We start from the raw sequence: 26,117 nt of genomic DNA on the forward strand, positions 1-26,117 counted from the left end.
CTGACAGGCTACGGGCATGCCAGACAAGGACGACAAGAACAGCGGGCACACCAGCCAGCCGCAGGACTACGACCGCAACAAGAAGGAAGTGCACGAGATCGAGCACGACAACACTCCTTCCATGAAGAGCGCCAACGACCGCGAGGCGAACGCGCCCCGCAACAACGACGACGGCCTGAGCGACAAGGAACTCAAGGACCGCGAGGAAGCCCGCAGCGTTCCCTCCAGCAACGGCTGAACCCCGTCACACCTGAACCCCCAAGGCAGAGGGAGCCCCGCAGCGGCTCCCTCTGCTGCTGCCGGGACATTCGGTGTGGACGGGGCGTAGCCTGTCCGGGTGACCTCCTCTCCCGTGTCTTCCCGCCCCCGCGTCGGCACGCTGCTGCTCGCGGCGCTGTTCGTCACGGCGGGCACGCTGCACTTCGTGACCCCCGGCTTCTTCGACCGGATCGTGCCGCCCTGGGTACCCCTGAGTGCCCGGCAGGCGACGCTGATCAGCGGCGCGGCCGAGGTGCTGGGCGGTCTGGGGCTGCTGCACCCGCGCACCCGCCCGGCGGCCCGCTGGGGCCTGATCGCGCTGCTGGTCGCGGTGTTCCCCGCGAACGTGTGGATGGCGCAGGACCCCGGGCGGTTCCGGGTCAGTCCGCTGGTGGCGTGGGGGCGCCTGCCGCTGCAACCGCTGCTGATCTGGGCGGTGTGGCGCGCGGGCCGCACCAGAACGCACGGACCTCGCTGACGCCCGGCGAGGTCCGCACGCCCGGTTCGCGCTACGACGTCTGCCCGCGCGGGACGCCCACCCGGGGCAGCACCCAGCGGTCCAGGCCCAGCCAGCCCGCGACCCGCCAGCCCAGCACCAGCCACGTCGCCAGGATGAACAGCACCGGGTTGCTGCTGACCGTGCCCGCCAGCAGGAAGTTCGCGTTCAGGAACCCGCCCAGGAACGCGGCGGCGCCCGTGAACAGGCCCAGGATCAGGGCCACGCCGACCGTGAGTTCCCCGAACGTCACGAGGTGCGAGAACAGCGCCGCGTTGGGCAGCGCCACGTGCTCGATGAACCACGCGTAGCCGCCCGTGACGTCCGGGTGATCCCCGGTGGTCCTGGCGAGCGCGCCCTTCAGGAAGCCGCTGACCGCGCCGCCCGCCTCCGCGCCGATCCAGCCTCCGCCGGTGGCCTTGTGCCAGCCGGCCGTCAGCCACTGCCAGCCCACGTAGATCCGCAGCAGCGCCCACACGGGCGCGAGGCGCGTATCGGCGAACAGCAGGTGCGACAGGCGGGTGTCCGGAACAGTGACGGGTGTGCGGGGCGCGTGGGTGGGGGTTCTCAGGGCGGTGCTCATGGTCTGCCTCCCGGCGGTCCCGTGACGGTGCGGGGGACCGCGCTGCGCTCACGGTGCGCGACCCGCATTACCGTCCCGTTACCGCGCAGCAGCCGGGCCGGACAAGCGGGTGGGCGCCGCGCAGCCACGCCCGGTCCGGTGAGCAGCGCGGGTCACTGCCGCGCGAACACCTGCGTCCAGTAGCTCTTGAACTTGCTGCCGGGGCGCTGCACGTAACTCAGGCCGATCAGGGTGAAGTCGCCCATGATGTTGCGGCAGTGGCCGGGGCTGCGCAGCCACGCGTCCACGACCTCTCTGGGGGTCTGCTGCCCGGCGGCGATGTTCTCCGCGACGCTGCTGGGGGTCATGCCCGCGGCCTGCACGCGCCGCATGGGGCTGCTGCCGTCCAGGGTGCTGGTGTGGTCGAAGTACCCGTACAGGGCCATCCCGGCGGACTGGGCCTCGGCGGCGACGTCCAATGTGGTGTTGCCTTTCAGGGGGGGCAGGGCGGGACCGCCGGGGCGTCTGGTGTCGCAGTTCCAGCCCTGCGCGCGGGCCTGGTTGGTGAGGCGCAGCACCTCGCTGTCGAACGGCACGCTGGTCGTCATGGGCGCGGCGCTCAGTGTCAGGGTCCGCTGCACGGTCTGCCCGCTGCTGGTGACGGCCTGCGCGGCGGCCGCGTTCTGGCCGGGGTTCAGGCGTTGCGGGCCGCTCACCTCCCGGCCGTTCAGGAGGACGCGCACCGGGCCGGGGCGGTACGTGACGCTGCCCAGGCCGCTCAGGCGGACGGTGCCGTCGGCGGCGTGCAGGACGGTCAGGTCGGCGCGTTCACTGCCGCTGCCCCGGACCTGCATGGGGATCTCGGCGCGACTGACGGCGCGGCCCTGGGCGTTCAGCAGCGTCGCCTGGATCTGGTACGTGCCGGGCCGGTAGTAGGTGTGCGTGACCTGTTCGGCGCTGGCGGTCTGCCCGTCTCCGAAGTCCCACTGCACGCGGTATCCGGCGGGCACGCTGGCATTCAGCGTGACGTTCAGCGGGGCGAGGTGGTCGCCGCTGGCGCTGTACCCCACGCGGAACACGTCGCCGCTCTGGGCGTGGACCGGCAGGGTCAGGCCGAGCAGGAGGACGGTGGGCAGCAGGGCACGCGCGGTGAGCACCCGGTCAGATTAAGGGACGCTGAAGGCAGCGGGCTGTGAAATGCCCGGCAGGATCAGCCGGGCGTCAGCTTCCGCGCCGGGGTAGGCGCCGTCACCCGCGCCTCTGCCTGCCCGAACGTCAGGGTGATCAGCAGCCCCCCGCCCGGCGCGTGCGTCAGGCTGACATCCCCCCCGTGCGCGCGGGCGTAGCGGCGCACCAGCGGCAACCCCAGCCCACTGCCCGGCCCCAGGCTCTGCGGTCCCCGCTCGTACGGCAGGAACACCCGGCCGCGCAGCTCGTCACTCATGCCCGGCCCGTGGTCCCGCACCTGCACGCGCGGCGCGCCGCCCGGGGCGTCCAGCGTGACCTCCACCGTGCCCTGCGTGTACTTCACGGCGTTCTCCACGAGGTTCTCCAGCATCTGCCGCACGCGGTTGGCATCCACCGGCCACACCACCGGCGACGGCGCCGTGACATGCACCCGGCTGGACGAGAAGCGCCGCACGAGTTCCCCCAGGTCCGCCGGTTGCACCCGCAACGTCACGTCCAGGTACAGGTCGTTCAGGCGGGTCAGGTCCGCGCGACTGGCGAGCTGCGCGGCGCTGTCCTCGATCTGCGTCAGCAGACGCTGCTGCATCCCCTCGTCCCGCGCGGACCTCAGCGCCTCGGCGGACAGCAGCAGCGCCTGCAGGGGGCGGCGCATCTCGTGACTGGCGAGGTTCAGTGCCTCCCGCTGCCGCTCCTCGCGCTGCTGGGCGCGCAGGCGGTCGGTGCGCCACAGCAGCAGCGACCGCAGGATCAGCAGCAGGCTCAGCAGACCCGAGAAGACCGCGCTGCCGATCAGCGCGCGGCGCAGTTCCAGGAAAGCCCGCTCGTACGCGGCGCCCTGGTCCGCGCTGTAGTCCCGCACGAGGTTGTTCAGCGCGATGGCTTCATCCGCCGCGCGCTGCGCCCCGGCCGGGGTGCGCCGCTGCAGGGCACGCTGCACGGTACTCAAGCTGAACTGGTCGCTGGCTTCAAGGTCGTCCAGGTACGCATACTGTTTCCGGTTGCTCGCGCTGCTCAGAGCCTGCTGGTACCGTTCCTCGCGTTCCTCGGGCGTGACCTCCGGGTCGACCAGCGCCACGCGGTACTGCAGGACGTCCTGCACCAGTCCCTGGTACGCGTACGGGCTGAGGCCCTTCCCGCCGTGCAGCAGCGCCATGTAGGCAGGCTGGGTCACGAGGACGAGCAGCGTGACGGTCGCGATCAGCGGCAGCAGCGCCAGCGTCAGCTCGCGCAGCAGGTCGCGGGGGTGGGCAGGCCGGGCCTTCATTTCAGCGGGGCGATCCGCTCGACGTACCACACCCACGCGGCGCCGTATTCAAGAGCGCGGTACCGATCAATCTGCGGGGGCAGCACGACCGTCAGCGGGCCCTTGAACTGCGCGGTGATGGCCTTGCCGTCGGCGCTGTACGCGAGCATCAGTGGGTCGTTCATGTAGTCGCTGGCCTTGATGGTCGTGAAGTACCCGTTGCTGGCGTACACGCGCAGGTCCTTCCCGGCGAATCCGCCGCGCGCGGCGAGGTCACGCAGCGTGACACCCTGGTACGTGAAGGTCTGTTTCAGCTGGCGGTGCTCGGTGGCGTAACGCACGGCGGGCATGGCCTGCAGTTGCCGCAGCGTGAGGTTCAGCGTGCCTGCGGTCCCGTCGAGTTCCAGCATGATCCGCTCGCCGGACGCTCGGGCCGGGGTGGGCTGGGCGGCGCGGGCGTACGTGAAGGGCTTCCAGGTCGCGGGGGCGCCCCAGGTCTGCGCGGCAGCGGGGGACAGCAGCAGGGCGCTCAGGGCCACGCGGGCGATGTGCAGCGGGGTCACGGCACCGATTGTAGGTGGGGCCGCGCGGGCGCTCAACTGGTCACCCCGGACAGGACCGGACGGCAAGGCGTGAGGCGCGCGTGAGCCCCGCTGCTGGGTTCCCTGATGCGCCGGTCAGGCTGGGGTCACGCCGGGGGCGCAGGATGGAGTGCATGAACGCGAAACTCTCCCTGACCCTTCCCCTGCTCAGCGCCGCGCTGGGCCTGGGTGCGCCCGCGCTGGCCGCCCCGACCCTGAGTGCCCAGAGCATCATCGTGAACCCCGTGCAGACGGACCTGAACGTGAAGGTCTGGACCGACCGTGACAGCAGCGGTGCGGGGACCCCCGCGTACCGCCCCGGCGAGAAGATCAAGCTGTTCACCAGCGTGAACCAGGACGCGTACGTGTACCTGTTCAACGTCGACCCGCAGGGGCAGGTGGACCTGATCCTGCCCAACCGCTTCCAGGGGGGCGCGAACTTCCTGAAGGCGAACACCGTCAAGGCGTTCCCCAGCGCCGGTGATCCGTTCACGTTCGATATCGCCGCGCCGTACGGCGTGAACAAGGTGCTGGCCCTGGCGAGCCGCACGCCGCTGAAACTCGATCAGATCGCGACGTTCAAATCCCAGAATTCCTTCGCGTCGGTGACCGTGACCGGGCAGCAGGGGCTGGCGCAGGCGCTGAGCATCGTGGTGACGCCCGTCCCGCAGACGAGCTGGGTGACCGACACGGCCTTCTACGCGGTGGCCGCCCCGACGGCAGCCGCGCCCCTGCGCACGGCCCCCGCGCCCGCCCCGGTGGCGACGCAGCCCGCGCCGCGCACCGCCCAGGCACTGTCGGTGACGGTGCAGCCCAAGACTCCGGCCAGCCCGTGGGGGTCGGCGCGCGAGTGGAGCACCGTGGTCGCCAATCAGGCGGACCTGCGCGCCCTGCATGACCGGTACGCGGCGTTCCTGCGTGCCGAGGGCTACACCCTGACGGAACTGAAGAGCAAGAACAGCGAGGTCAAGAGCGAGTACCGCCGCGCGAACGGCGGGAAGGCCGAACTGACCGTGAAACGCAAGGGCAACCGCATCGAGGTGAAGGTCGAGCGCCGCTGAGCGGCCAGGTGACAGGAGGTGGTCCGGGATGCCGGGTCACCTCCTTCTCGTTGCTCTGCCCTTCAGCGCAGCAGGTCGCCCGCGATGATGAGTTTCTGGATCTCGCTGGTGCCCTCGTAGATGCGCAGGAGGCGCTGGTCGCGGTAGTAGCGTTCGACGGGGCTGTCTTTCATGTAGCCCATGCCGCCCGCGACCTGCACGGCCTTGTCCGCCACCTGCGAGAGGGCCTCGGTGGCGTGGTACTTGGCGACAGAGGCCATGCGGCGCACGTCCTGGCCCTGGTCGACCATCCAGGCGACTTTCTGCCACAGGACGCGGCTGGTCTGCACGGCGATCTCCATCTCGGCGAGCATGAACTGCACCGCCTGGAACTCCGCGATGGGTTTCCCGAACTGTTCGCGCGCCTGGGCGTGCGCGACGGACAGGTCGAGCAGGCGCTGCATGGCGCCGGTGCTGCGCGCGGCGATGCCGACGCGGCCGTTCGTGAGGATACCCAGTGCCTCGCGGTACCCGAGGTGTTCGGGGCCCAGGAGGTTCGCGGCGGGGATCACCGCGTCCTGGAAGATCACCTCGGCGCTCAGGGCGCCTTTCTGGCCCATCTTCTCGTCGATCTTGCCGATGCTGACGCCGGGCGTGCTCTGCGGCTCGACGAGGAAGGCACTCATGCCCTTGCTGCCGCGGGTGGGGTCGGTGACGGCGATGACGGTCAGGAGGCCCGCGATGGGCGCGTTGCTGATGTAGTGTTTGGTGCCGTTCAGGACGTACGCGTCGCCGCGCCGCTCGGCGCGGGTGCGGATGTTCGCGGCGTCGCTGCCGGAACTGGGTTCGGTGATGGCGAAGCCCGCGACGCACTCGCCGGTCGCCATGTGCGGCAGGAAGCGCGCCTTCTGCTCGTCGGTACCGAGCTTCACGAGACCGCTGGTGCCGATGCTGGCGTGCGCGCTGATCACGCCGCCGAAGCCCATGTGGCCCATGCCGAGCGCCTCGTACACGGCGCAGCGGCCCAGGGCGCCCAGGCCGACCCCGCCGTACTCCTCGGGGATGCTCAGGCCGAACAGGCCCAGCTCGGCGGCCTCGCGCAGCAGGTCCTCGGGGACGTGGTTGGTCTCCTCGATCTCGTGCGCGCGGGCTTCGACGCGCGTGAGCATGAAATCGCGGATGATCGCCTGCATGTCGCGCAGGTCGCCGGGCAGCTCGAAGTTCATGTGCCCCCCAGCGTACTCCCTGCGGGCGGGACACCTGCGCGCGCCTGCGCGTGCCACCATGGGGGCAGGAGGTGGCGGGCATGACCGACGGACACGGGCCACAGGGGGACAGGCCGCAGGGGGACTGGCTGCTGCGCACGCTGGGGCAGGCGGAGGTGCTGCGCGGCGGCGTGCCGGTCGCGTGGCCCGCCCGCAGCGCCGAGGAACTGCTGTGGTACCTGCACGCGCACCCGGACGGCCGCTACCGGCACGACCTGCTGCGCGACCTGTGGGACCTGGAGGACACCCCGGCCGCCGCGAACCGCTTCCGGGTGGCGCTGCACCGCCTGCGGCACGCGCTGAACTTCCCGGAGGCCGTCACCGAGCGCGGCGGGCGGTACACGCTGCACCCGGACCTGCTGGCGGCCAGTGACACGGCGGCGCTGCACCGGGCGCTGCGGGGTGCCCGCACGGCGCAGTTGCCCCGCGAGCAGGAGGAACTGCTGCGCCGGGCGCTGGCCTGCGCGGACGGCGAGTACCTGCCGCACCTGCGGGGCGAGTGGGTGCACGAGGCCCGGCAGGCGCACCGCGCGGCGGTCGTGGAGGCGCACCTGACCCTGGCGCGGCTGCACTGCGCGGCGCACGAGTGCCCACTGGCCGCGCAGGACCTCGTGCGGGCCGCGCAGACCGACCCGCTGATCGGCGAGGATCACCACCAGCGCCTGATGGCGTGCCTGGCCATGACCCAGGACCGCTACGCCGCCACCGAGTACTACCGCCGCTACCGCCAGTACCTCCTGACCGAGGTCGGGGACACGCCCCTGCCGGAAACCGTGGCGTTCGCCGAGCGGCTCAAGGACGGGGAACTGCCGTGCGTGAACGTCCCGTTCCAGCCCGCCGGGTCCACCGATCACGGCGAACCCTGACGCGATCAGAACCAGCGGCGTTTACTGGATTTCCCGACGACCCTCTGCGCGCCGCTGAGGACAGAGTCGATCAGGCGGTCGCGCTTGCGGGCGGCGGCGTATTTGCCGCGTTTCTTCTGGCTGGCGCGGGCGGCGACGAGCAGTTCCAGGACGACGGGCGCGGCGGCCAGGATCAGACCCAGCTTGCCGGATCTGCCTTTCGTGCGGGTGCGGTTCTTCATGCGTTCCAGTACGGGGGTCGCCACCCGGTGGTTCCCGGCGAGGTGTGAACAGCGGATGGACTCAGCGGGCCATGTGTTCAGCGGGCCGCGTGGCATCCGCCCGTGAGTTCCGGACGGTACTCGAAGTGCATGGTGTCCAGGTGGTACCAGCGGCCCCCCCAGATCCAGCCGTGCCGCTCGAAGGTGTGGACCAGTCCCGCCGGAAACGCGTTGCGCCAGGGAATGCCGCGCTGGCCCTCGCGGGAGCCGCTCCACTGCCAGTACGCGGCGCGGGCGGTGTTCAGGTCGATGGCCGCGCCGAACGAGTGGACGCTGCGCCGGGGCGTGCCCGCCACCGTGCGCCACAGGAACGTGCCGGCGCTGGGCGTGAGGAGGGCGCGCCACTCCGGGTGCGTGGCGAGCTCGGCGGCGACGGCCCGCAGCGAGTCAGCCACGCCGTTCACGCGCGTGACCCGCAGCGGCTGCCCGAACCAGTCCACGGTCACGAGGCTGGCGCGCACGGCAGCTTCGGAGGCGCCGTACATCTTCCGCAGCAGGGGTTCGAATCGCGTGCGGCCCGGATCGCTCAGGTACGCGGGGGCGGTCAGGGGCGCGCAGGCGGGGTACGCGGCGTCCAGCTGATCCAGCAGGCCCGGTGCGTCCAGCCGCGCCGGGTACGTGGTGGCGGCGCTGCGGGTCAGGGGCATGCGCGTGCCGTCGCGCCACACGAGCGCGTTGCCGTCCACCCCGCGCAGGAACGCCGGGTAGGCCGCCACCAGCCGCTTCACGGCCGTGGATTCGGCGGGCGTCAGGGCAGTCGCCCCACCCAGACCCAGGGCCAGCCCCAGGCTCCAGAACCGGACAGCACTGATCACCGCCTCAGCGTAACGCCCCGTTAACGGCCATGGGCGCAGAGTGATCCCGTGCCTGAACGGTGGCCGGGGCAGGAGCCCGGGCCTGTCACTGCTGCCGCGCGGCGCATCCGACTTCTCTTTCGTTCTCTCCTGAAAGTCGTCACGCCGTGACGCAAAGGCAGCCCATGACCAACTACCCCCTGGCCAACTTCACCGGTTCCTGCGGCGAGTCCTCCACCCGAGGCCAACCCAACTCCGTGACCTGCCCGCGCGGCATGCAGCCCAACGAGGCCGCCGCCATCGACGGGAACACCGACCTGTCCACCTGCATGGTCGCCAACGGCGGCGCGAAGGTGTACGGCATCACCCTGACCGGTTCGCCCGGCATCTACGACTACGTCGTGAACGTGGACGCGCAGGGCCCCAGCGGCTTCGGCAGCGGCAGCATGTACCTGGCGTTCACGGATCAGTCCGGGGACACGTACTACCTGTCGATCTACAGCAGTACCCGTTCGGTACACACGGTGCGGTTCAACAGCCAGCAGCCGGCCATCACGAAGATGTGGTGGAGCGACTACAGCTTCGACGTGTAAACCACCCCAACTGAAGCGCGCCGCCCCACGTTCGGGCGGCGCGCTTCATTCGGCCCGCTCGGGCGGGAGGAACTGCGCCCGCGCCGCCGGGCTTCCCAGCACGTCCGGCGGGTAGAAGGCGTGCAGGTACGCCGGGTCGAGCAGGTGCGGCGTGCTGGCCTCGAAGGCCTCCCAGTCCTCCGCCCGGTCGCGGTGGTCGAGCACCGCGAAGAACCACGCGACGGTCAGCGTCTCGCTGTACTTGCCCTGCAGGCCCATGCTGGTGGCCAGGTCACGCAGTCCGGTGCGGAATTCCGCCAGGGCGGCCAGCGCGGGCCGGTCCCGCAGGAGGTGCCACGCCACGAACAGGTGCGCGGCGTGATTGAAGCGCCCGTAGCGGGCGGTGGCCTGCGCGAAGGCGCGTTTGAACGGGGTCATGCGGTGCATTCTCTCAGTCGCGCAGGGTGAGGGTCATCTCGTGCGGGCTGGCCGTAAAGCCCAGCCCGGCGTACAGGGAGCGGGCCATGTCGCTGCTGCCCAGGCTGACGCGCGTGACGCCCCGCGCGCGCAGCGCGTCCAGGCAAGTGGTGACCAGGGTGCGGGCGTGCCCGGCGCGGCGGCAGTCGGGGTGCGTCCAGACGTTCACGATCCGCGCCCGCCACGGTTGCGGGTCGCCGCGCGTGGGCCCCCAGTGCAGCAGGGTCACGCCCGCCCCGGCGATCACCTCGGCCCCGTCCCCCAGCAGGAACCCCAGGTACAGTCCGTCCCGGATGGCCTGCGCGACCCACGCGGCGTACGCGGGCCGCTCGGGGAGGTCGCGGGCGTCCGGGTAGCGGTGCGCGGCGATGGTGTGGGCGTCGCCGGGCCTGACGGGCCGGAGGGTGAGGGGCCGAAAGGTGGTGGGCTGGGGCGTCACCGGTCCCCCAGGAGCTGACTGCCGCCGGGCAGGGTGCGGCCCACGCGGTCGCCGGGGTTGTGCAGCGCGCAGCGGTCCAGGCTGAGGCACCCGCAGGCGATGCAGCCCTCCAGGTCGTCGCGCAGGCGGGTCAGGGTGTCGATGCGGGCGTTCAGGGTGTCACGCCACGTGGCGGACAGGGCCGCCCAGTCCTGCGCGCTGGGGGGTCGTGCACCGCGGAGGGTGCTCAGCGCCTCGCGGATCTCGGCGAGGGGCACGCCGACGCGGGCGGCGGCGCGGATGAACGCGAGGCGGCGCAGCGTGTCGGGCGCGTAGCGGCGCTGGTTGCCGCCGGTGCGCGCGGCGCTGATCAGGCCCTCGCGTTCGTAGTGGTGGAGGCTGGGAACGCTCAGGCCGCTGCGCGCGGCGAGCTGGGCGGGCGTGAGGGGCTCGGGCATGGGGGGCCTCCGGGATTTGACCTCAAGTTGACTTGAGGTTCTACCATTCCAGTATGCGACGCCCACCCCTGCCCTGCGTCCCCCTCCCCTGCCACCTCGGCCGCCCGTGACCTCGACCCGCGCCCCACCCACACCGGAGGTCTCCATGATGACCACCCCCAGCCTCTCCCCCACCCACCACGTGCGGCTGGCGCGGCCCAGCCTGGACCTGGACGCCGCGCAGCGCTTCTACGCGGACGGCCTGGGCCTGCGGGTGCTGCACCGCAGTTCGCACGACGAGTTCGCCGCGCTGCTGATGCTGGGTCTGCCCGGCGCCGCGTGGCACCTGGAACTCACGCAGGCGCATCACGTGCACGTACCGCCCACGCCGACCGGGGAGGACCTGCTCGTGATCTACCTGAACGGTCCGGTCCCGCCGGAGCTGATCGGGCGGCTGGAGGCCCACGGGGGCACGCGCGTCCCGGCGCTGAACCCCTACTGGGACCGCTGGGGCGTGACGATCCGTGACCCGGACGGCTACCGGCTGGTGCTGTGTGAGCGGGGCTGGAGCAACGGCCCGTGACAGAATCCTGCCCATGATCCCGGGAGTCGAATGATCTTCGTGGCGCTGCTGCACGCCGTGAACCTGGGCGCGACACGCAAGGTGCCCATGGCGGACCTGCGCGCCCTGCTGACCGGGCTGGGACTGGAGGGGGTACGGACGTACATCCAGAGCGGGAACGCCGTGTTCGAGGCGGAACCCGACCCGGCGCTGCGCGGGCAGCTGGAGGACGCGCTCGGGGCCCGCTTCGGGTTTCCGGTCCCGGTGACGCTCCGCACCGCCCCCGAGTGGCACGAGGCGGCCCAGGGCTGCCCGGCCCACCTGCGAAACGAACCGGTGGTCCTGGCGTTCCTGCGCGACCCGCCCGACCCGGCGCGCGTGGAGGCCCTGCGCGGGCGGGACGTGACCCCAGAACGCTGGGAGGTCGCGGGGGGAACGCTGTACCAGACGGTCCCGGACGGCGTGCGGAACCTGCGGCTGTCCGCCGCCGTGATCGAGCGCCACCTGGGGGTGAAGGTCACGGTCCGGAACGAGCGGACTGTGCAGGCCATCGCGGCGATGCTGGACACCTGAACCGCGCCGGACGCGTGGGTGCTCTAGCCTGCCGCATGGCCCGCCTGCGATTCGCGCCCGCCGCCTTCCTGTCGGCGGCGCCGCTGCTGTTCGTGCTGCTCTGGAGCACCGGGTTCCTGGGCACCAAGGGCGCGGCGCGCAACGCGGACCCCTTCGCGTACCTGACGGTGCGTTTCGTGCTGGCCGCCGCGCTGATGGCGCTGCTGACAGCCGCGCTGCGCGCCCCGTGGCCCACGCGGGCGCAGGCGGGCCGCGCGGCCGTGACGGGCCTGCTGCTGCACGCCGGGTACCTGGGCGGCGTGACGACCGCCATCTGGCTGGGCCTCCCGGCGGGCGTGACGAGCGTGCTGGTGGGCGTGCAACCCCTCCTGACGGGCCTGCTGTCGTGGCCGGTGCTGGGCGAACGGGTCACGGCGCGGCAGTGGGCGGGGCTCGGCTTAGGCTTCGCGGGCGTGCTGCTGGTCATGGAAGGCCGACTCGGCGGGAACCTGCACGGGTCGCTGGGCAGTCCCGCCGCGCTGGGAGCCGCGGGCTTCGCGCTGCTGTGCACCACGGCGGGCACCCTCTACCAGCGGCGCGCCGGGGCGGACATGCCGCTGCTGGGCGGCACGACCGCGCAGTACGTCGCGAGCGCCGCCGCGCTGGGCCTGATCACCCTGGCACGCGGGGGCGGCGAGATCCACTGGAACGCGGAATTCATCCTGTCCCTGACGTGGCTGGTGCTGGTCCTGTCGGTCGGCGCGATCCTGCTGCTCATGCGGCTGCTGCGCGACCTCCCGGCGGCGCGCGTGAACAGCCTGTTCTACCTGGTGCCGCCCCTGACTGTGCTGGAAAGCTGGCTGCTGTTCGGCGAACGCCTCAGTACGGTGTCGCTGGGCGGACTCGCGCTGTGCGTCGCGGGGGTCGCGCTGGCCGCCACCACGCCCCGCCGCGCCCCCGCACCGGACCCTGCCCGCGACTGATCCGGCCCGCAACTGACCCGCTGACCTCTGACGACACGTCAGGTTTCTGTAGGTGCCGTGCGCTAGCCTGCAGTCCCGAGACCAATCTGGGAAGGAAGCCGTGACGGAATGACGATCCACGCCGCCAACGTCCGCATCTACGAGAAGCGGACCGAAACTGCCCTGCTGGCCGCAGTGGCCCTGCACGCCGCGCTGGTCCTCGCGGCTGGTCACCTGCCGGGCCGCGCCTGGATCACCGGCGGCGCGTACCTGCTGGGCCTGCTCACCTGCGTCCTCGTGACCGCCGGTGCGGCCCGCGGCGGTCACCCCGCGCAGCGGCCCCTGCTGCGCCGCTTCACGCTGGCGCTGGGCGCGCTGCTGCTGGGCGACGCCATCACCCTCAGCTTCGAACTGCGCGGCCTGCCCATCCCGGCCCTGGGCGTCGCGGACACCCTGTACGGCGCGTACTACCTGCTGATGGCCTGGGGCCTGCTGAAACTCACGCGGCTACGCCTGAGATCCCTGCGGACCATCGCCATGATCCTCGACAGCCTGATCGTCATGGTCATCCTGGGCACCCTGTGCTGGACGTTCCTGCTCACCGGGAACGTCCCACTGCACGCGGCAGGCGCCGTGTACATGACGCTGGACCTCGCCCTGATCGCCGTCGGGCTGCTGGCCCTGCGTCAGCAGCGCCTGAGCGTCCCCGTCGCGCTGATCTGCGCCGGACTGGCCCTGATCGTCGGCGGGGACCTGCACTACGCCGTGCTGGGCAGCTACGCGTCCGGGGACCGCGCGGACTTCCTGTACCTGTGGGGCACCGCCCTGCAGGCCCTGGGCCTCTGGCAGCGCCGCGAGCAGTCCGTGCGGGGCGTCCAGTGGCGCCCCCCCCGGCCCGTGCGCGTGTGGCTGGCGGCCTTCCCATACCTGGCGGGCGGCCTGACCTGCGCCGCGCTGCTCCTCGCCCGGCCCACACCCGTCACGCTGTGGGGCGCCGCGCTGACGTTCCTGCTCGTCCTGATCCGCCAGAGCACCGTGCTGGAGGAAAACCGCCTGCTGGCCCGCAAGCTGCGGCACTCCGCGGCGGAACTCGAGCGGCGCGGCGCGCGGCTGCGGCATCAGGCGCGGCACGACACCCTGACCGGCCTGCCCAACCGCAGCGAGTTCGAGGACCAGCTGCGCGCGGCCCTGAGTGGCCCCGCCGCCGTGATGTTCATCGACCTGGACGGCTTCAAGGACGTGAACGACACCTTCGGGCACCCGGTCGGGGACGAGCTGCTGCGGCTGGTCACGGCGCGGCTCCAGGCGCACCTCCCGGCGCGCGCCACGCTGGCCCGCGTGGGCGGCGACGAGTTCACGCTGGTCCTCCCCGGCGCGGACGAACGGCAGGCCATGCACGCCGCGCGGCAACTGCTGGGCAGCCTGCGCGACCCCGTGCCGCTCGTCGGCCTGAGCCTCCAGGTGTCCGCGTCCATCGGCGTGAGCCTCGCCCCGCGCGACGGCACGGACGTCACGACCCTGCAGCGACGCGCCGACACCGCCATGTACCACGCCAAACGCAGCGGACGGCAACAGGTGCAGCTGTTCACACCCAGCCTGGACGAGCAACGCCGCGAACGCCTGATTCTCGAAGCGGCCCTGCGCCGCGCCCTGACCGGCGACGAGTTCACCCTGCACTACCAGCCGCAGCTGCGCGGCCCGCACCTGGAAAGCGTCGAGGCGCTGCTGCGCTGGACCGCGCCGGACCTGGGCACCGTCACGCCCGGCCGGTTCATTCCGGTCGCGGAACAGTGCGGCCTGATCCTCCCGCTGGGCCGCTGGGTGCGTGAACGGGCCTGTGAGCAGGCCGCCGCGTGGCACCGGCAGGGCCGCGCCCTGCGGGTCGCGGTGAACGTCTCCCCGCTGGAGTTCGCGCAGCCGGACTTCGTGCCGCACGTGCAGGACCTGCTGGCGCGCCTGGACCTGCCCGCGCACCTGCTGGAACTGGAGGTCACCGAGGGCGTCCTCGTGCAGGACCTCACGGGCACCGCCGCGAAACTCCGCGAGCTGCGCGCCGCCGGGGTCCGCATCAGCGTGGATGATTTCGGCGTGCAGCACGCGTCCCTGAGCGCCCTGATGGCCCTGCCGGCCGACGTGCTGAAACTCGACCGGAGCTTCCTGACCGGGCCCGGCGGTGGGGCGCGCCCGCCGCCGGACCGCAGGTGCTGCGCGCCGTGCACACCCTGGGCCGCGAACTGAACCTCGACGTGCTCGCCGAAGGCGTCGAGACGCCCGAGCAGCACGCCATGCTGCGCGACCTGGGCTTCGAGTACATGCAGGGCTTCCTGTTCTCCCCCGCCCTGCCCCCGAAGGAACTGGACGCGTGGCGCGCCGGGCGGCTGATGGTTGATGGTTGATGGTTGATGGTCAACAGCGTGTACGCGCCGGACCCGCCCACAGCAAGCCGACCCACTCCCCACTGCCCACAACCCACTTCCCCCTTCATTCCCAGCAGGTCGCACATTCCCGCCCGGGGGTGCGTGGTACGTTCCGCGCATCATGACCGTGACTGCGAAGGCGAGGACGTTGGGAGAACTGCTTCAGACCGAAGGGTACGCCGGGCGCGCGCCGTTCGACGGGAAGATCCGCCTGGTGCAGGACGAGGTGCGGGACAACCTGACCCGCAAGCTGCGCAGCGGCGAGGAGCTGTTCCCGGGTGTGGTGGGGTACGACGACACGGTGATCCCGCAGCTGGTGAACGCGCTGCTGGCGCGGCAGAACTTCATCCTGCTGGGCCTGCGCGGGCAGGCGAAGAGCCGCATCCTGCGCGCGATCACGGAGCTGCTCGACCCCGAGGTGCCGGTCATCGCGGGCGTGGACATGCCGGACGACGTGCTGAACCCGGTGGGTGCGGAGGGCCGCGCGCTGCTGGAGGCACACGGGCTGGACCTGCCGGTCCGCTGGCTGCCGCGCGCGGATCGGTACGTGGAGAAACTGGCGACGCCGGACGTGACGGTCGCGGACCTGATCGGGGACGTGGACCCCATCAAGGCGGCGCGGCTGGGCACCAGCCTGGGTGACGTGCGCTCCATGCACTTCGGGCTGCTGCCCCGCGCGAACCGTGGGATCTTTGCCGTGAACGAACTGGCGGATCTCGCGCCGAAGGTGCAGGTGGCGCTGTTCAACATCCTTCAGGAGGGGGACGTGCAGATCAAGGGCTACCCCATCCGCCTGGAACTGGACGTCATGCTGGTCTTCAGCGCGAACCCCGAGGATTACACGGCGCGCGGGAAGATCGTCACGCCCTTGAAGGACCGCATCGGCAGCGAGATCCGCACGCACTACCCGACCGACGTGCGCCTGGGCATGGACATCACCGCGCAGGAGGCCGTGCGCAGCGGCGACGTGACGGTGCCGGAGTTCATCGCGGAACTCGTGGAAGAAATTGCCTTCCAGGCGCGCGAGGACGGCCGCGTGGACAAGCTGAGCGGCGTGTCGCAGCGCCTCCCGATCTCGCTGATGGAGGTCGCCGCCGCGAACGCCGAACGCCGCAGCCTGACGCAGGGCGACGACGCGGTCGTGCGCGTCAGTGACGTGTACGCGGGCCTCCCGGCGATCACCGGGAAGATGGAACTGGAGTACGAGGGGGAACTCAAGGGCGCGGACAACGTCGCCCGGGACGTGATCCGCAAGGCCGCCGGGGCCGTGTACGCCCGCCGCCACGGCAGCGCGAACACCCGCGAACTGGAGAAATGGTTCGAGGCCGGGAACGTCTTCCGCTTCCCGCAGGGCGGGGACAGCGCCGCCGCCCTGAAAGCCGCGGGTGAGGTGCCGGGCCTGAGCGACCTGGCCGCCGAGGTCGCCGCGAGCAGCGTGGACGCCGTGCGCGTCTCCGCCGCCGAGTTCATCCTGGAGGGCCTGTACGGCCGCAAGAAACTGTCCCGCGCGGAGGAACTGTACGCCGCGCCGGAACCCGAAACGCGCCAGCAGCGCGGCGGCCGCTGGAATTGATCGCGACTGTCCGCTCTGAGCCGTGAGCTCCGAGGAACCCCCTCCCCCACCCCGCGCGGGCCGGAGGGGGTTCGCTTTTCCCACTTCCCACAACCCACTTCCCACTCCCCATCGCCCCCCTTTCGTATGCTGTGCGCTATGTCTGTTGTGACCCGTATTGCTCCGAGCCCGACCGGTGACCCTCATGTGGGGACCGCGTACATCGGGCTGTTCAATTTCACGCTGGCCCGTCAGGGTGGCGGGAAGTTCATCCTGCGCATCGAGGACACGGACCGGAACCGTTACGTGCCGGACAGTGAGAAGCGCATCTTCCAGATGATGCAGTGGCTGGGCCTGACGCCGGACGAGTCGCCGCTGCAGGGCGGTCCGAACGGCCCGTACCGTCAGTCGGAGCGGTTTGACCTGTACGGCGAGTACGCGCGTCAGCTGGTGGCGAGTGGGCACGCGTACTACGCGTTCGAGACGGCCGACGAACTGTCGGCGCTGCGGGAGGCGGCGCAGGCGGAGGGCCGCGTGATCGCGGTGCCCAGCCGCGACCTGGACGCGTCGGCGGCGCAGGCGCGGGTGGAGGCGGGCGAGGCGGCCGTGATCCGCCTGAAGGTCCCGCGTGAGGGCGAGACGGTCGTGAATGACCGCCTGCGTGACCCGATTCACTTCCAGAACCGCGAGATCGACGACAAGGTGCTCCTGAAGGCGGACGGGTTCCCCACGTACCACCTGGCGAACGTGGTGGATGACCGCCTGATGGGCGTGACGCACGTGGTCCGCGCCGAGGAGTGGATCACGAGCACGCCCATTCACGTGCTGCTGTACCGCGCCTTTTCCTGGCCTGAGCCGGTGTTCGCGCACATGCCGCTGCTGCGCAATTCGGACAGGTCGAAGATCAGCAAGCGCAAGAACCCGACGAGCGTCGAGTGGTACCAGCAGCAGGGCTTCCTGCCCGAGGCGATGCTGAACTTCCTGGCGACGATGGGCTGGACGCACCCGGACGGCCTGGAGGTGTTCGACCTGGAGGAATTCGCGCGGGTGTTCCGGCTGGAGGACGTGACGCTGGGCGGCCCGGTGTTCAGTCAGGAGAAGCTCCGCTGGTACAACGGCAAGTACCTGCGCGAGGTGCTGACTGAAGAGGAGGTCGCCCGGAGGCTGCACGCGTTCCTGGCCGATCAGAAGGTGAACCTCCCCCTGGACGACTACTTCCGCTCGGTGGTGCGCCTGATGACGCCCCGCATCGAGGTGTTCAGCGAGTTCCTCGACAAGACCCCCTACTTCTGGTCCGAGGAGTACCCCGTGACCGAGAAGGCGCAGGCGGCGATCGACGGCGCGCGGGACCTGCTGCCCGAGCTGGCCGCCACGCTGAAGAACCTCCCCACCTTCGACGCGGCGTCCATCAAGGCGGCCTTCGCGGCGTTCGCCGAGGAGAAGGGCCTGAAGCTCGGGAAGGTCATGCCCCCCGTGCGCGCGGCGGTCGCCGGGACGATGGAGAGCCCGGACCTGCCGGACCTGCTCGCCACGCTGGGCCGTGACCGGGTGGTCGCCCGGATCGGTAAGCTGGGCGCATGACCCTGATCGCCTCAGTTCTGGTGGGCCTGATCGCCCTGCTGCACGTGTACATCCTGGTGCTGGAGATGTTCCTGTGGACCACCCCGCGCGCCATGAAGGCCTTCGGGACCACGCCGGAACTCGCGGCGCAGACCCGCGTCATGGCGGGCAACCAGGGCCTGTACAACGGCTTCCTGGCGGCGGGCCTGATCTGGGGCCTGATCACCGGTTCGGCGGCGATTCAGCTGTTCTTCCTGGCGTGCGTGGCGGTCGCGGGCCTGTACGGCGCGGCCACCGCGAACCGCCGCATCCTGTTCATCCAGACGGTACCCGCCACGCTGGCGATCCTGGCGGTGCTGCTGGCCCGCTGAGCGCCCGTCCCCGCCTCCCAAACGCTCGTTTGGTTCCCGTGCCTCCCGGCTGCTACGCTGGGAGGCACTTCTCATCCCGACGGGGCCGCGCGGCCCCACCTGCCCTGCCATGCCTGACGTTCTGCCCTGTCCCTCCTCCGGCCTGCCCCGTCGCAGTGACCGGCTGCTGAACCAGCGCCGCGCGCCCTGACGCGGCCCGCACCCGCCGCCTCAGACCCCGCACACGCGCCCTTCACAGGAGACTTCATGACCCCAGACGCCAAACCGGCTGCCCTGCAGCCCCACGCCCCAGCAGAGTCGCAGGACACCGCCCCCGGCTACGCGGCCGCGCAGGCCGCATACGACGCCGCGCAGCAGGACACCAACATGGTGCAGTGCCTCGCCCCGGACGGCTCGGTCGTCCGCGAGGACCTGCTGCCCGACCCCGGAACGCGCCTGGAACTGTACCGGCAGATGCGCCGCGCCCGGCACTTCGACGAGCGCGGCTGGGTGCTGTACCGCCAGGGTCGCCTGGGCGTCTTCCCCCCCTTCGGCGGGATGGAGGCCAGCCAGGTCGGCACCGCCGCCGCGCTGACGAAGAACGACTGGCTGTTCCCCACGTACCGCGACACCGGCGCGGCCCTGACGCTCGGCCTGCCCATCGCGCGCACCCTCGCGTACTGGCGCACGAGCCCGCACGGGTGGCACATGCCCGCCGACCTGAAGGTCCTGCCGTTCTACATCCCGATCGCCACGCAGTACCCGCAGGCGGTCGGCGCGGCCCTCGCCGAGCGGCGACAGGGCACCCGCAACGTCGCCATGGCCTTCATCGGGGACGGCGGCAGCAGCGAGGGCGACTTCCACGAGGCGCTGAACTTCGCCGGGGCCCTGAACGCCCCGTGCGTGTTCATCCTCCAGAACAACGGCTGGGCGATCAGCGTCCCCACCCGCGCACAGACGCGCGCCACCGACCTGAGCCGCCGCGCCGACGGGTACGGCATTCCCGGCGTGCGCGTGGACGGCAACGACGCGCTGGCCACCTACCACGTCACCCGCGAGGCCGTGGAGCGCGCCCGCGATGGCGGCGGCCCCACCCTGATCGAGACGGTCACGTACCGCGTCAAGCCGCACACCGTCGCCGACGACCCCAGCCGCTACCGCAGCGAGGCCGACACCGCAGGCTGGGACGCCAAGGACCCCGTCACGCGCCTGCGCACCCACCTCCTGAACGCGGGCCTGATGACCGAGGCCAGCGAGGCCGACCTGCTCGCCGAGATCGCCGCCGAGTTCGAGGCCGCCCTGGCCGAGGCCGACAGCTACCCCGAACCCACCCCCGCCGAGATCCTCGACCACGTGTTCGCCGAACCCACCCCGCAACTGAAGAAACAGCGTGCCGAGATCCTCGCCGAGCACGCCCAGAACGGCACCCAGAGCAGCAAGGAGCAGGCATGACCGCCCCCACAACCCACGCCCCACAACCCACAACCCACAAAAACATGACGATGGTCGCCGCCATCAACGACGCCCTCGACATCGCCCTCGCCGCCGACGACACCGTCCACATCTTCGGCGAGGACGTCGGCGTCATGGGCGGCGTGTTCCGCGCCACCGACGGCCTCCAGGCCAAACACGGCCAGGAACGCGTGTTCGACACCCCCCTCGCCGAGGCCGCCATCGTCGGCATGGGCATCGGCATGGGCCTCGCGGGCCTCAAACCCATCGCGGAAATCCAGTTCGCAGGCTTCCTCTACCCCGCCCTCGACCAGATCCTCTCCCACCTCGGCCGCTACCGCCACCGCACCCGCAGCCGCTACCACCTCCCCATGGTCATCCGCGCCCCCTACGGCGGCGGCGTCCACACCCCCGAACAACACGCCGACAGCCCCGAAGCGATCCTCGCCCACACCCCCGGCGTCAAAGTCGTCATCCCCAGCACCCCCGCCGACGCCAAAGGCCTCCTCCTCAGCGCCATCAACGACCCCGACCCCGTCTTCTTCTTCGAAGCCATCAAGCTCTACCGCAGCATCAAAGAAGACGTCCCCACCGGCGACTACCGCGTCCCCATCGGCAAAGCCCGCATCGTCACCCAAGGCGACGACGTCACCGTCATCTGCTACGGCGGCATGGTCGAAGTCGCCCATAAAGCCGCCGCCGCCGCCCACGCCGCAGGCATCGGCGTCGAAGTCATCGACCTGCGCACCCTCGTCCCCATGGACACCGACACCATCATCACCAGCGTCGCCAAAACCGGCCGCGCCATCATCGTCACCGAAGCGCCCCGCACCGCCGGCTTCCACAGCGAAATCGCCGCCATCATCGCCGAAGAAGCCATCGAACACCTCCGCGCCCCCATCATCCGCGTCACCGGCTTCGACGCCCCCTACCCACCCTTCACCGCCGTCGAGGACGTGTACCGGCCCAACCCGCTGCGGGTGGCGAAGGCGATTCGGCAGGTCATGGACTACTGACCGTCTGACCTGGGACGGTCAGTTGAGTCACACGGCTGCGCCTGGCAGCGGGCCTCCCCACCCCCCAGCCCCCTACCCCAGAGGGGCAGGGGGAGTTTTCGCTGCGCTCGGCAGGTATTTCTCTGGCTTCCTGTGTGGGTGACCGGCGGGCACGGCCACGTATTGGGATGCAGACCTCCGGGTTCGCCGCTTGCGCCCCGCGCGCTGCGCGCACGACGGGCCGCGTTGCCACGACGGTTGCGTGGCTCTGCGTGTTGGTGAGTGCGGGAAGGTTCTACTTTTTGGGCTTCAGCAGCGGCGGGCTTCTCGGAGTTGTTGCGGCTGTCGCGGCGCACGTTTGCCATTAGCGTGATCTACGCGACCTTCTCGCCTCAGGGGTGGATCATGAAGGGCGGGGACGATGGAGTGGATGCGTTCCCCTGCCCTGCTGGTGACGGCGGCCCTGCTCGTGGGGGCGGCCGCGTTCGGTGTCACGCGCTTCCAGTCGGGTGCGGAGGCTCAGACGGCTGCGGTCGAGCAACCAGCGGTGCCTGCGCTGCCACCCGCTCCGGAAACCGCGCCCGATACGCCCACACCGGTCGAGCCAGAACTCAGCCCGGAACCATCACCCGCACCAGAACCGGTCACACCCACTCCGGTAAAGGTGCAGCCGCCCACGCCGGAGGTCACACCCGCTTCCCCTCCAGCCGCGCCTGCCCGGGTGCTGCCGGCGCGGGCCAGCGTCACGGGCGTCCGGCACGAGTACCAGCGGCTGAACAACTGCGGGCCGGTCACGATCGGCATGGCTCTGAGAGGCTGGGGGGGCACGCTGAACCAGTACGACATCGCCCCGAAACTCAAGCCGTCGAAGGGGGACGTGAACGTCTCGCCGGAGGAACTCGCGGCGTTCGCGCGGGCGCAGGGGATGGACGTGCACCTCGCACGCGGCGGGGACCGGGCGCTGCTGCGGTCACTGCTCGCGTCGGGCATCCCGGTGATCGTGGAGACGTGGTTCGTCACGCCGGACTCTGGTGGGATGGGGCACTACCGCCTGCTGACCGGGTACGACGACGCCACCGGGCAGTTCAGCGCGCTGGACTCCTATCTGGGACCGCTGCGGATGGACTACGCGAAGTTCGACGAGCAGTGGCGGTCCTTCGGGCGCACGTACCTGATCGTCACCCCGCCCTCGAAACGGGCGGTCCTGGCGGGCGTGCTCGGCTGGCGGGCCGACCGCGCGCAGGAGAAAGCCGAGACGCTGCGGGTCGCCGGGCGCGAGGCGGAACGGCGCAACGACGCCGTGGGCTTCCTGGCGCTCGGGCAGGCGCAACTGGACGCCGGGGACGCCCGCGCCGCCGCCCGCACCTTCGACCGGGCGTTCGCCGCCCCGCCCGACCGCACCCTGGACCCCACTCGGCCCGCGTGGGTGCAGGGTGGCCTGCCGTGGCGCGCGCTGTGGTACTCGTTCGGGCCGCTGGAGGCGTACACCCGCACCGGGCAGTACGCGCGGGTGCTGACCCTGACGGGCGCGGTGCTGCGCTCGGTCCCCACGCACGAGGAAGCGCACTACTGGCGCGCCCGCGCCCTGACCGGCCTGGGCCGCACCGCCGAAGCTCAGGCCGCGTACCGCGAGGCGCTGCGCCTGCGCCCCGGCTACGCGGAGGCGCGGCAGGAACTGAACCGGCTGTAGGCGTCAGCCGGGGAAGTTCAGGAGGACGTGTTCGGCGCTGAAGCCGGGGCCCATGGCGCTCAGGAGGGCGCGGCCCTGGGGGTGGGCGCGCAGGGTTTCCTGCAGGACGAACAGGACGGTGACGCTGCTCATGTTGCCGTAGTGGCGCAGGACGTGGCGGCTGGCGTCCAGCGCTCCGGCGGGGAGGTTCAGGGCGTCCTCGTAGGCGCTGAGGACTTTCACGCCGCCGGGGTGGACGACGTATGTGTCCACGGTGTCATGACTCCAGCCGTGGGCGCTCAGGGCAGCCTGGACGTTCTCCTGCATCATGCCGCGGACCAGGGTGGGGATGTCGCGGCTGAAGCGGACTTTCAGGCCCTCGTCCACGACGTCCCAGCCCATGATGTCCTCGCTGTCCTCGATCAGGGTGGAGTACGCGCCGCACAGTTCGGCCAGGGGGGCGGGCCCGGACTCGTCGGGGTGGGTGAGGACGGCGGCGGCGCCCCCGTCGGAGAAGAGGGCGGTGCCGACGAAGTTGCTCTTGGTCTCGTCACCGTGCACGAGGGTCAGGCTGCACAGTTCCACGGCGACGTACAGTACGCGGCGGTACCCGGCGCGGACGAGGTCGGCGGCGCGGGCGAGGCCGCTGGCGCCCCCGGCGCAGCCGAGGCCCCACACGGGCAGGCGCGCGGCATGCCGGTTGATCCCCAGGTGTTCGATCAGGTCGGCGTCGAGGCTGGGGGCGCTGATGCCGCTGGTATTCACGACGACGACGGCGTCCACGTCGGCCGCTTCGATCTGCGCGGCGTCCAGCGCCTCCCTGGCCAGCCTACGGGTCAGGGCGCGGGCCTCCTGGATGAAGACGGCGTTCTTCTCGCCGAAGCCGCGCGGGGTGAGGTACCAGTCGAGTGGGCGGGCCAGGGCGCGCGTGTCGATCATGGCGTTCGTGAAGACGTCCAGCAGTTGCGGGCGGGCCGCCATGCGCGGGAAGAGGGTGCGGGCGGCCTCCTGCACCTGGGCCTGTGGCGTGAGGTGGGGGGGCGTGCCGGTCACGAGGGCACGCAGGTGAGGCGTGGGGAGCATTGAGGGCATTCTGCGCGACTTTGGGATGGGGGATGCGGGAGGCACGCCACGGTTCCGAGTTGATGAATCGTCCATGCACGCCTCACCGCGCCTCACCGTCGTGGGACCGGTGGGCGCGGCGAGGGGGGAATCTACGCGGTCAGCTCTGCTGTTTCTCCCATTCCTGACGGCCGACCTCGTCCAGCGCGCGGAAGTCCTCGTCGGTCAGTTCCAGGCGGGCGGCGGCGACGTTCTCCTCCAGGTGCCTGACCTTGCCGGTGCCGGGGATGGGCAGCATGACGGGACTGCGCCTCAGGACCCAGGCCAGCGCCACCTGGGACGGCGTGGCGCCCAGGCGGGCGGCGATCTCGGTCAGGACGCTGCCTTCCCTGGCGAGGTTCCCGGCAGCCAGCGGGTACCAGGGGATGAAGCCGATGTGCTCGCGCTGGCAGTAGTCGAGGACGTCCTCGCTCTTGCGGTTGGCGAGGTTGTAGAGGTTCTGCACGGTCGCGACCGGGAAGACGGCGCGGGCAGCCTCGATCTCCTCAACGCTGACTTCCGAGAGGCCCGCGTGGCGGATGACGCCCTCGTCCATGAGTTCCCTGATTGCGCCGAACTGCTCGTCGCGCGGCACGTTCGGGTCGATGCGGTGCAGCTGCCACAGGTCAATGCGGTCCACGCCCAGGCGGCGGCGCGACAGGTGCGCCTGCTGCTTGAGGTACTCGGGGCGACCCACGGGAATCCACACGTTCGGGCCGGTGCGGGTCAGGCCGCCCTTCGTGGCGATCACGACGCGGTCGTAGGGGTGCAGCGCCTCGCGGATGAGTTCCTCGCTGACGGCCGGGCCGTAGCTGTCGGCGGTGTCGACGAGGTTCACGCCGAGTTCCGGCAGGCGGCGCAGGGTGGTCAGGGCGCCCTCGCGGTCGGCGGGGTCGCCCCACACGCCGTCACCGGTGACGCGCATCGCGCCGAAGCCCAGGCGGGTGACGGCCAGGTCCCCGCCGATGTCGAAGGTGCCGCTCGGGGCGGCACTGGGGGTGCTGGGGGTGGTGTCGGTCATGGTGGTGCCCTCCAGGGAGGCATTCTGCGCCGAGTGCCCGCCCGGGCGCGTGGCAGTTTCCTCAAGGGAGGGTGAAGCCAGGCAGGGTACGGGGCGGGACGTCAGGTGGGTGGGGGCGCGGCGCCGCGCAGGGCAGCCCAGTAGCTGTCCAGCGTCTGCTGTCCCAGCGGCGTGATGCGGTAACTGGTGACGGGCAGCTTGCCCCGGAAGGCCTTGTGCACTTCCAGATACCCGGCGTCTTCCAGTTTGGCAGCGTGACTGCTGAGGTTGCCGCGGCTGAGGCCCAGCGCAGCTTCCAGGTACTTGAATTCCACGTCATGAGCGCCCGCCAGGACGCTCATGATGGCCAGGCGGACGGGTTCGTGAATCACGCGGTTCAGGCCCAGCAGGGCGTTCAGAGGATGGGATTCAGGCGGCGCGGTGCTCACTGGGAGGTACTCAGGTTCAGGCGGGCGCGAAGGTCACGCAGGTCGGCGGCCACTTGCCGGGCCTGCGTGTGCTGCGTCCACCCGAGCCAGATCAGACCCAGGGACAGCGCGGCGGTGACGATCCACTGCACGGTGATCCGCCAGCCCTCCGTGAAGTCCATGTGTCCGCCGATGAGTGCTCCGGACAGCAGCAGCAGGCCAAGAGCCACGGTGCGGGTGTCGGATCGGCCTGTCAGGCGGACGGTTCCGGTCAGGGCGAGCAGCAGCGCCAGTCCGGACGGCACGGTCAGGGGCGCCAGCGCGGGGAAGGCTGATCCGATCAGCCCGGTGCGTTCTGCCAGCAGCGCCAGCAGCGTGCCCGCCGCCGCGCCAGCCAGCAGACCCCATGCGAAGCCGCGCTGTGAGTAGGTCTGTTCGGTCACGGCCCCGAGGGTCTGGTACTGGCGCCGCGTCAGACGCACGACGATCACGAAGCCAGTGCTGACGGCGGCGGCCCACAGCATCAGTGCGGGGGCGTTCAGGTCGGCGCGGGCCAGCAGGTAGGTCAGGGGGATGGTCACCGCGCCGTACAGGTGGCCCAGCCCCAGCGCGCTGGCCGAGTAGCGGCTGTACCGGGCTGTCAGGTCCTGAAGGCGGGCGTAGTCGGCAGGGTCGGGGTGATGGGCGGTCACGCGTGCCCTCCCCCACGCCGGACGCGCGCGGCCCCCGGAGCGCAGAGGGCGACGAGCAGGCCGCTCAGGAGCAGCGGGGTCTGGGTGGTCAGCAGGCCCAGGGCGAACAGCAGGGCGCCCAGGCCCAGCAGGACACCGGCGGGACGGGAGCGGCACGCCGCGGCGAGCAGGATTCCGGCAACCGTGATCACCCACGCCCAGGTCATGACCCCGAATCCGGTCTGGTGGACGGTACCCAGGGTCGCCAGGGTCAGCAGCGGGATCAGGGCGCGGCGTCCCTCCGGCGCGGTGATCTGCCAGGAGGTGGGCATGCCAGACGGTAAGGAGGGATGGGACATACCTTCAGTTTGCAGCACAAACCAGTTTGG

General features: G+C 71.2%; 31 protein-coding genes. 16 read left to right on the forward strand and 15 right to left on the reverse strand.

The features are described from left to right. Nucleotides 1–16: 16 nt before the first annotated feature. Both EXW95_RS07020 and EXW95_RS07025 read left to right on the forward strand, forming a co-directional pair. The gene (locus tag EXW95_RS07020; RefSeq protein ID WP_174366860.1) at nucleotides 17–238 is read left to right on the forward strand and encodes a hypothetical protein; all 222 of its coding nucleotides are present in this window, start codon (nucleotides 17–19) and stop codon (nucleotides 236–238) included. A 99-nt stretch (nucleotides 239–337) separates the two neighbouring features. Then, the gene (locus EXW95_RS07025; RefSeq protein WP_371809959.1) at nucleotides 338–736 is read left to right on the forward strand and encodes a DoxX family protein; all 399 of its coding nucleotides are present in this window, start codon (nucleotides 338–340) and stop codon (nucleotides 734–736) included. Nucleotides 737–767: 31 nt separating this feature from the next. Here EXW95_RS07025 and EXW95_RS07030 read toward each other — a convergent pair whose 3' ends face one another. The 4 genes from EXW95_RS07030 to EXW95_RS07045 all read right to left on the reverse strand — a co-directional run bounded on the left by EXW95_RS07030 (nucleotide 768) and on the right by EXW95_RS07045 (nucleotide 4,310). Continuing rightward, on the reverse strand, nucleotides 768–1,337 hold the full coding sequence (locus EXW95_RS07030) for a DoxX family protein (RefSeq protein ID WP_174366861.1): 570 nt from the start codon (nucleotides 1,335–1,337) through the stop codon (nucleotides 768–770). A gap of 152 nt (nucleotides 1,338–1,489) precedes the next feature. Continuing rightward, a complete protein-coding gene (locus EXW95_RS07035; protein ID WP_174366862.1) occupies nucleotides 1,490–2,473 on the reverse strand; it encodes a CAP domain-containing protein in 984 nt (327 codons plus the stop codon). A 53-nt stretch (nucleotides 2,474–2,526) separates the two neighbouring features. Then, a complete protein-coding gene (locus EXW95_RS07040) occupies nucleotides 2,527–3,768 on the reverse strand; it encodes a HAMP domain-containing sensor histidine kinase (protein ID WP_174366863.1) in 1,242 nt (413 codons plus the stop codon). After that, nucleotides 3,765–4,310 (reverse strand): molybdopterin-dependent oxidoreductase, encoded by a 546-nt coding sequence (locus tag EXW95_RS07045; protein WP_371809960.1) that lies wholly within the window; start codon nucleotides 4,308–4,310, stop codon nucleotides 3,765–3,767. Before EXW95_RS07045 ends, EXW95_RS07040 begins: the two co-directional genes overlap by 4 nt. Before the next feature lie 152 nt (nucleotides 4,311–4,462). On the opposite strand from EXW95_RS07045, the gene EXW95_RS07050 reads away from it, so the two are divergent. Continuing rightward, complete coding sequence (locus tag EXW95_RS07050) at nucleotides 4,463–5,389, forward strand: DUF4384 domain-containing protein (RefSeq protein ID WP_174366864.1); 927 nt, start codon at nucleotides 4,463–4,465, stop codon at nucleotides 5,387–5,389. A 62-nt stretch (nucleotides 5,390–5,451) separates the two neighbouring features. Here EXW95_RS07050 and EXW95_RS07055 read toward each other — a convergent pair whose 3' ends face one another. Beyond that, a complete protein-coding gene (locus EXW95_RS07055) occupies nucleotides 5,452–6,594 on the reverse strand; it encodes an acyl-CoA dehydrogenase family protein (protein ID WP_174366865.1) in 1,143 nt (380 codons plus the stop codon). 80 nt (nucleotides 6,595–6,674) lie between these two features. On the opposite strand from EXW95_RS07055, the gene EXW95_RS07060 reads away from it, so the two are divergent. Beyond that, entirely contained in the window at nucleotides 6,675–7,499 is an 825-nt protein-coding gene (locus EXW95_RS07060) for a BTAD domain-containing putative transcriptional regulator (RefSeq protein WP_174366866.1), read from the forward strand. Nucleotides 7,500–7,504: 5 nt separating this feature from the next. On the opposite strand, the gene EXW95_RS07065 is transcribed toward EXW95_RS07060, so the two are convergent. Both EXW95_RS07065 and EXW95_RS21300 read right to left on the reverse strand, forming a co-directional pair. Then, nucleotides 7,505–7,720, reverse strand: a complete 216-nt coding sequence (locus tag EXW95_RS07065) for a hypothetical protein (protein WP_174366867.1) — start codon at nucleotides 7,718–7,720, stop codon at nucleotides 7,505–7,507. Nucleotides 7,721–7,797: 77 nt separating this feature from the next. Continuing rightward, nucleotides 7,798–8,574, reverse strand: coding sequence for a M15 family metallopeptidase (locus EXW95_RS21300; RefSeq protein ID WP_174366868.1), 777 nt, complete (start codon nucleotides 8,572–8,574; stop codon nucleotides 7,798–7,800). A 164-nt stretch (nucleotides 8,575–8,738) separates the two neighbouring features. Between EXW95_RS21300 and EXW95_RS07075 the strand changes: the two genes are divergently transcribed. Next, complete coding sequence (locus tag EXW95_RS07075) at nucleotides 8,739–9,146, forward strand: hypothetical protein (RefSeq protein ID WP_174366869.1); 408 nt, start codon at nucleotides 8,739–8,741, stop codon at nucleotides 9,144–9,146. Between the two features lie 45 nt (nucleotides 9,147–9,191). Here EXW95_RS07075 and EXW95_RS07080 read toward each other — a convergent pair whose 3' ends face one another. Genes EXW95_RS07080 through soxR form a run of 3 tightly spaced genes read right to left on the reverse strand, consistent with a single transcriptional unit; the run spans nucleotide 9,192 to nucleotide 10,478 of the window. Next, nucleotides 9,192–9,563, reverse strand: coding sequence for a hypothetical protein (locus tag EXW95_RS07080; protein WP_174366870.1), 372 nt, complete (start codon nucleotides 9,561–9,563; stop codon nucleotides 9,192–9,194). Between the two features lie 13 nt (nucleotides 9,564–9,576). Then, on the reverse strand, nucleotides 9,577–10,041 hold the full coding sequence (locus EXW95_RS20530) for a GNAT family N-acetyltransferase (RefSeq protein WP_371809961.1): 465 nt from the start codon (nucleotides 10,039–10,041) through the stop codon (nucleotides 9,577–9,579). Next, complete coding sequence (gene soxR / locus EXW95_RS07090; protein ID WP_174366871.1) at nucleotides 10,038–10,478, reverse strand: redox-sensitive transcriptional activator SoxR; 441 nt, start codon at nucleotides 10,476–10,478, stop codon at nucleotides 10,038–10,040. Before soxR ends, EXW95_RS20530 begins: the two co-directional genes overlap by 4 nt. A gap of 145 nt (nucleotides 10,479–10,623) precedes the next feature. Between soxR and EXW95_RS07095 the strand changes: the two genes are divergently transcribed. The 11 genes from EXW95_RS07095 to EXW95_RS07145 all read left to right on the forward strand — a co-directional run bounded on the left by EXW95_RS07095 (nucleotide 10,624) and on the right by EXW95_RS07145 (nucleotide 22,549). Continuing rightward, nucleotides 10,624–11,040: a VOC family protein gene (locus EXW95_RS07095; RefSeq protein WP_254605536.1), complete on the forward strand. Its 417-nt coding sequence runs from the start codon at nucleotides 10,624–10,626 to the stop codon at nucleotides 11,038–11,040. A gap of 30 nt (nucleotides 11,041–11,070) precedes the next feature. Continuing rightward, nucleotides 11,071–11,592: a DUF1697 domain-containing protein gene (locus EXW95_RS07100; protein WP_174366872.1), complete on the forward strand. Its 522-nt coding sequence runs from the start codon at nucleotides 11,071–11,073 to the stop codon at nucleotides 11,590–11,592. A 35-nt stretch (nucleotides 11,593–11,627) separates the two neighbouring features. Beyond that, nucleotides 11,628–12,554: a DMT family transporter gene (locus tag EXW95_RS07105; RefSeq protein ID WP_174366873.1), complete on the forward strand. Its 927-nt coding sequence runs from the start codon at nucleotides 11,628–11,630 to the stop codon at nucleotides 12,552–12,554. A 108-nt stretch (nucleotides 12,555–12,662) separates the two neighbouring features. Beyond that, nucleotides 12,663–14,771 (forward strand): bifunctional diguanylate cyclase/phosphodiesterase, encoded by a 2,109-nt coding sequence (locus EXW95_RS07110; RefSeq protein WP_174366874.1) that lies wholly within the window; start codon nucleotides 12,663–12,665, stop codon nucleotides 14,769–14,771. Further along, nucleotides 14,735–14,929 (forward strand): EAL domain-containing protein, encoded by a 195-nt coding sequence (locus tag EXW95_RS07115; RefSeq protein ID WP_174366875.1) that lies wholly within the window; start codon nucleotides 14,735–14,737, stop codon nucleotides 14,927–14,929. Before EXW95_RS07110 ends, EXW95_RS07115 begins: the two co-directional genes overlap by 37 nt. A gap of 142 nt (nucleotides 14,930–15,071) precedes the next feature. Next, entirely contained in the window at nucleotides 15,072–16,523 is a 1,452-nt protein-coding gene (locus EXW95_RS07120; RefSeq protein ID WP_174366876.1) for an ATP-binding protein, read from the forward strand. Nucleotides 16,524–16,661: 138 nt separating this feature from the next. Continuing rightward, nucleotides 16,662–18,083: a glutamate--tRNA ligase gene (gene gltX, locus EXW95_RS07125; protein WP_174366877.1), complete on the forward strand. Its 1,422-nt coding sequence runs from the start codon at nucleotides 16,662–16,664 to the stop codon at nucleotides 18,081–18,083. Beyond that, a complete protein-coding gene (locus EXW95_RS07130; RefSeq protein WP_174366878.1) occupies nucleotides 18,080–18,433 on the forward strand; it encodes a DUF1304 domain-containing protein in 354 nt (117 codons plus the stop codon). Before gltX ends, EXW95_RS07130 begins: the two co-directional genes overlap by 4 nt. A gap of 366 nt (nucleotides 18,434–18,799) precedes the next feature. Continuing rightward, complete coding sequence (pdhA, locus tag EXW95_RS07135) at nucleotides 18,800–19,864, forward strand: pyruvate dehydrogenase (acetyl-transferring) E1 component subunit alpha (RefSeq protein ID WP_254605815.1); 1,065 nt, start codon at nucleotides 18,800–18,802, stop codon at nucleotides 19,862–19,864. After that, nucleotides 19,861–20,880, forward strand: coding sequence for an alpha-ketoacid dehydrogenase subunit beta (locus EXW95_RS07140; RefSeq protein ID WP_305852127.1), 1,020 nt, complete (start codon nucleotides 19,861–19,863; stop codon nucleotides 20,878–20,880). The genes pdhA and EXW95_RS07140 overlap by 4 nt, the downstream gene beginning before the upstream one ends. A gap of 409 nt (nucleotides 20,881–21,289) precedes the next feature. Further along, nucleotides 21,290–22,549, forward strand: coding sequence for a C39 family peptidase (locus EXW95_RS07145; protein WP_305852128.1), 1,260 nt, complete (start codon nucleotides 21,290–21,292; stop codon nucleotides 22,547–22,549). 3 nt (nucleotides 22,550–22,552) lie between these two features. Here EXW95_RS07145 and EXW95_RS07150 read toward each other — a convergent pair whose 3' ends face one another. The 5 genes from EXW95_RS07150 to EXW95_RS07170 form a co-directional block, all read right to left on the reverse strand. Further along, the gene (locus EXW95_RS07150) at nucleotides 22,553–23,611 is read right to left on the reverse strand and encodes a type III polyketide synthase (RefSeq protein ID WP_174366881.1); all 1,059 of its coding nucleotides are present in this window, start codon (nucleotides 23,609–23,611) and stop codon (nucleotides 22,553–22,555) included. 139 nt (nucleotides 23,612–23,750) lie between these two features. Further along, nucleotides 23,751–24,650 (reverse strand): aldo/keto reductase, encoded by a 900-nt coding sequence (locus tag EXW95_RS07155; RefSeq protein ID WP_174366882.1) that lies wholly within the window; start codon nucleotides 24,648–24,650, stop codon nucleotides 23,751–23,753. Nucleotides 24,651–24,751: 101 nt separating this feature from the next. Further along, nucleotides 24,752–25,078, reverse strand: coding sequence for a transcriptional regulator (locus EXW95_RS07160; RefSeq protein WP_217449173.1), 327 nt, complete (start codon nucleotides 25,076–25,078; stop codon nucleotides 24,752–24,754). After that, complete coding sequence (locus EXW95_RS07165; RefSeq protein ID WP_174366883.1) at nucleotides 25,075–25,749, reverse strand: hypothetical protein; 675 nt, start codon at nucleotides 25,747–25,749, stop codon at nucleotides 25,075–25,077. Before EXW95_RS07165 ends, EXW95_RS07160 begins: the two co-directional genes overlap by 4 nt. Next, entirely contained in the window at nucleotides 25,746–26,060 is a 315-nt protein-coding gene (locus EXW95_RS07170) for a hypothetical protein (RefSeq protein ID WP_174366884.1), read from the reverse strand. The genes EXW95_RS07165 and EXW95_RS07170 overlap by 4 nt, the downstream gene beginning before the upstream one ends. Between the last annotated feature and the right edge of the window lie 57 nt (nucleotides 26,061–26,117).

The organism is Deinococcus sp. JMULE3 (assembly GCF_013337115.1).
Lineage (GTDB): Bacteria > Deinococcota > Deinococci > Deinococcales > Deinococcaceae > Deinococcus.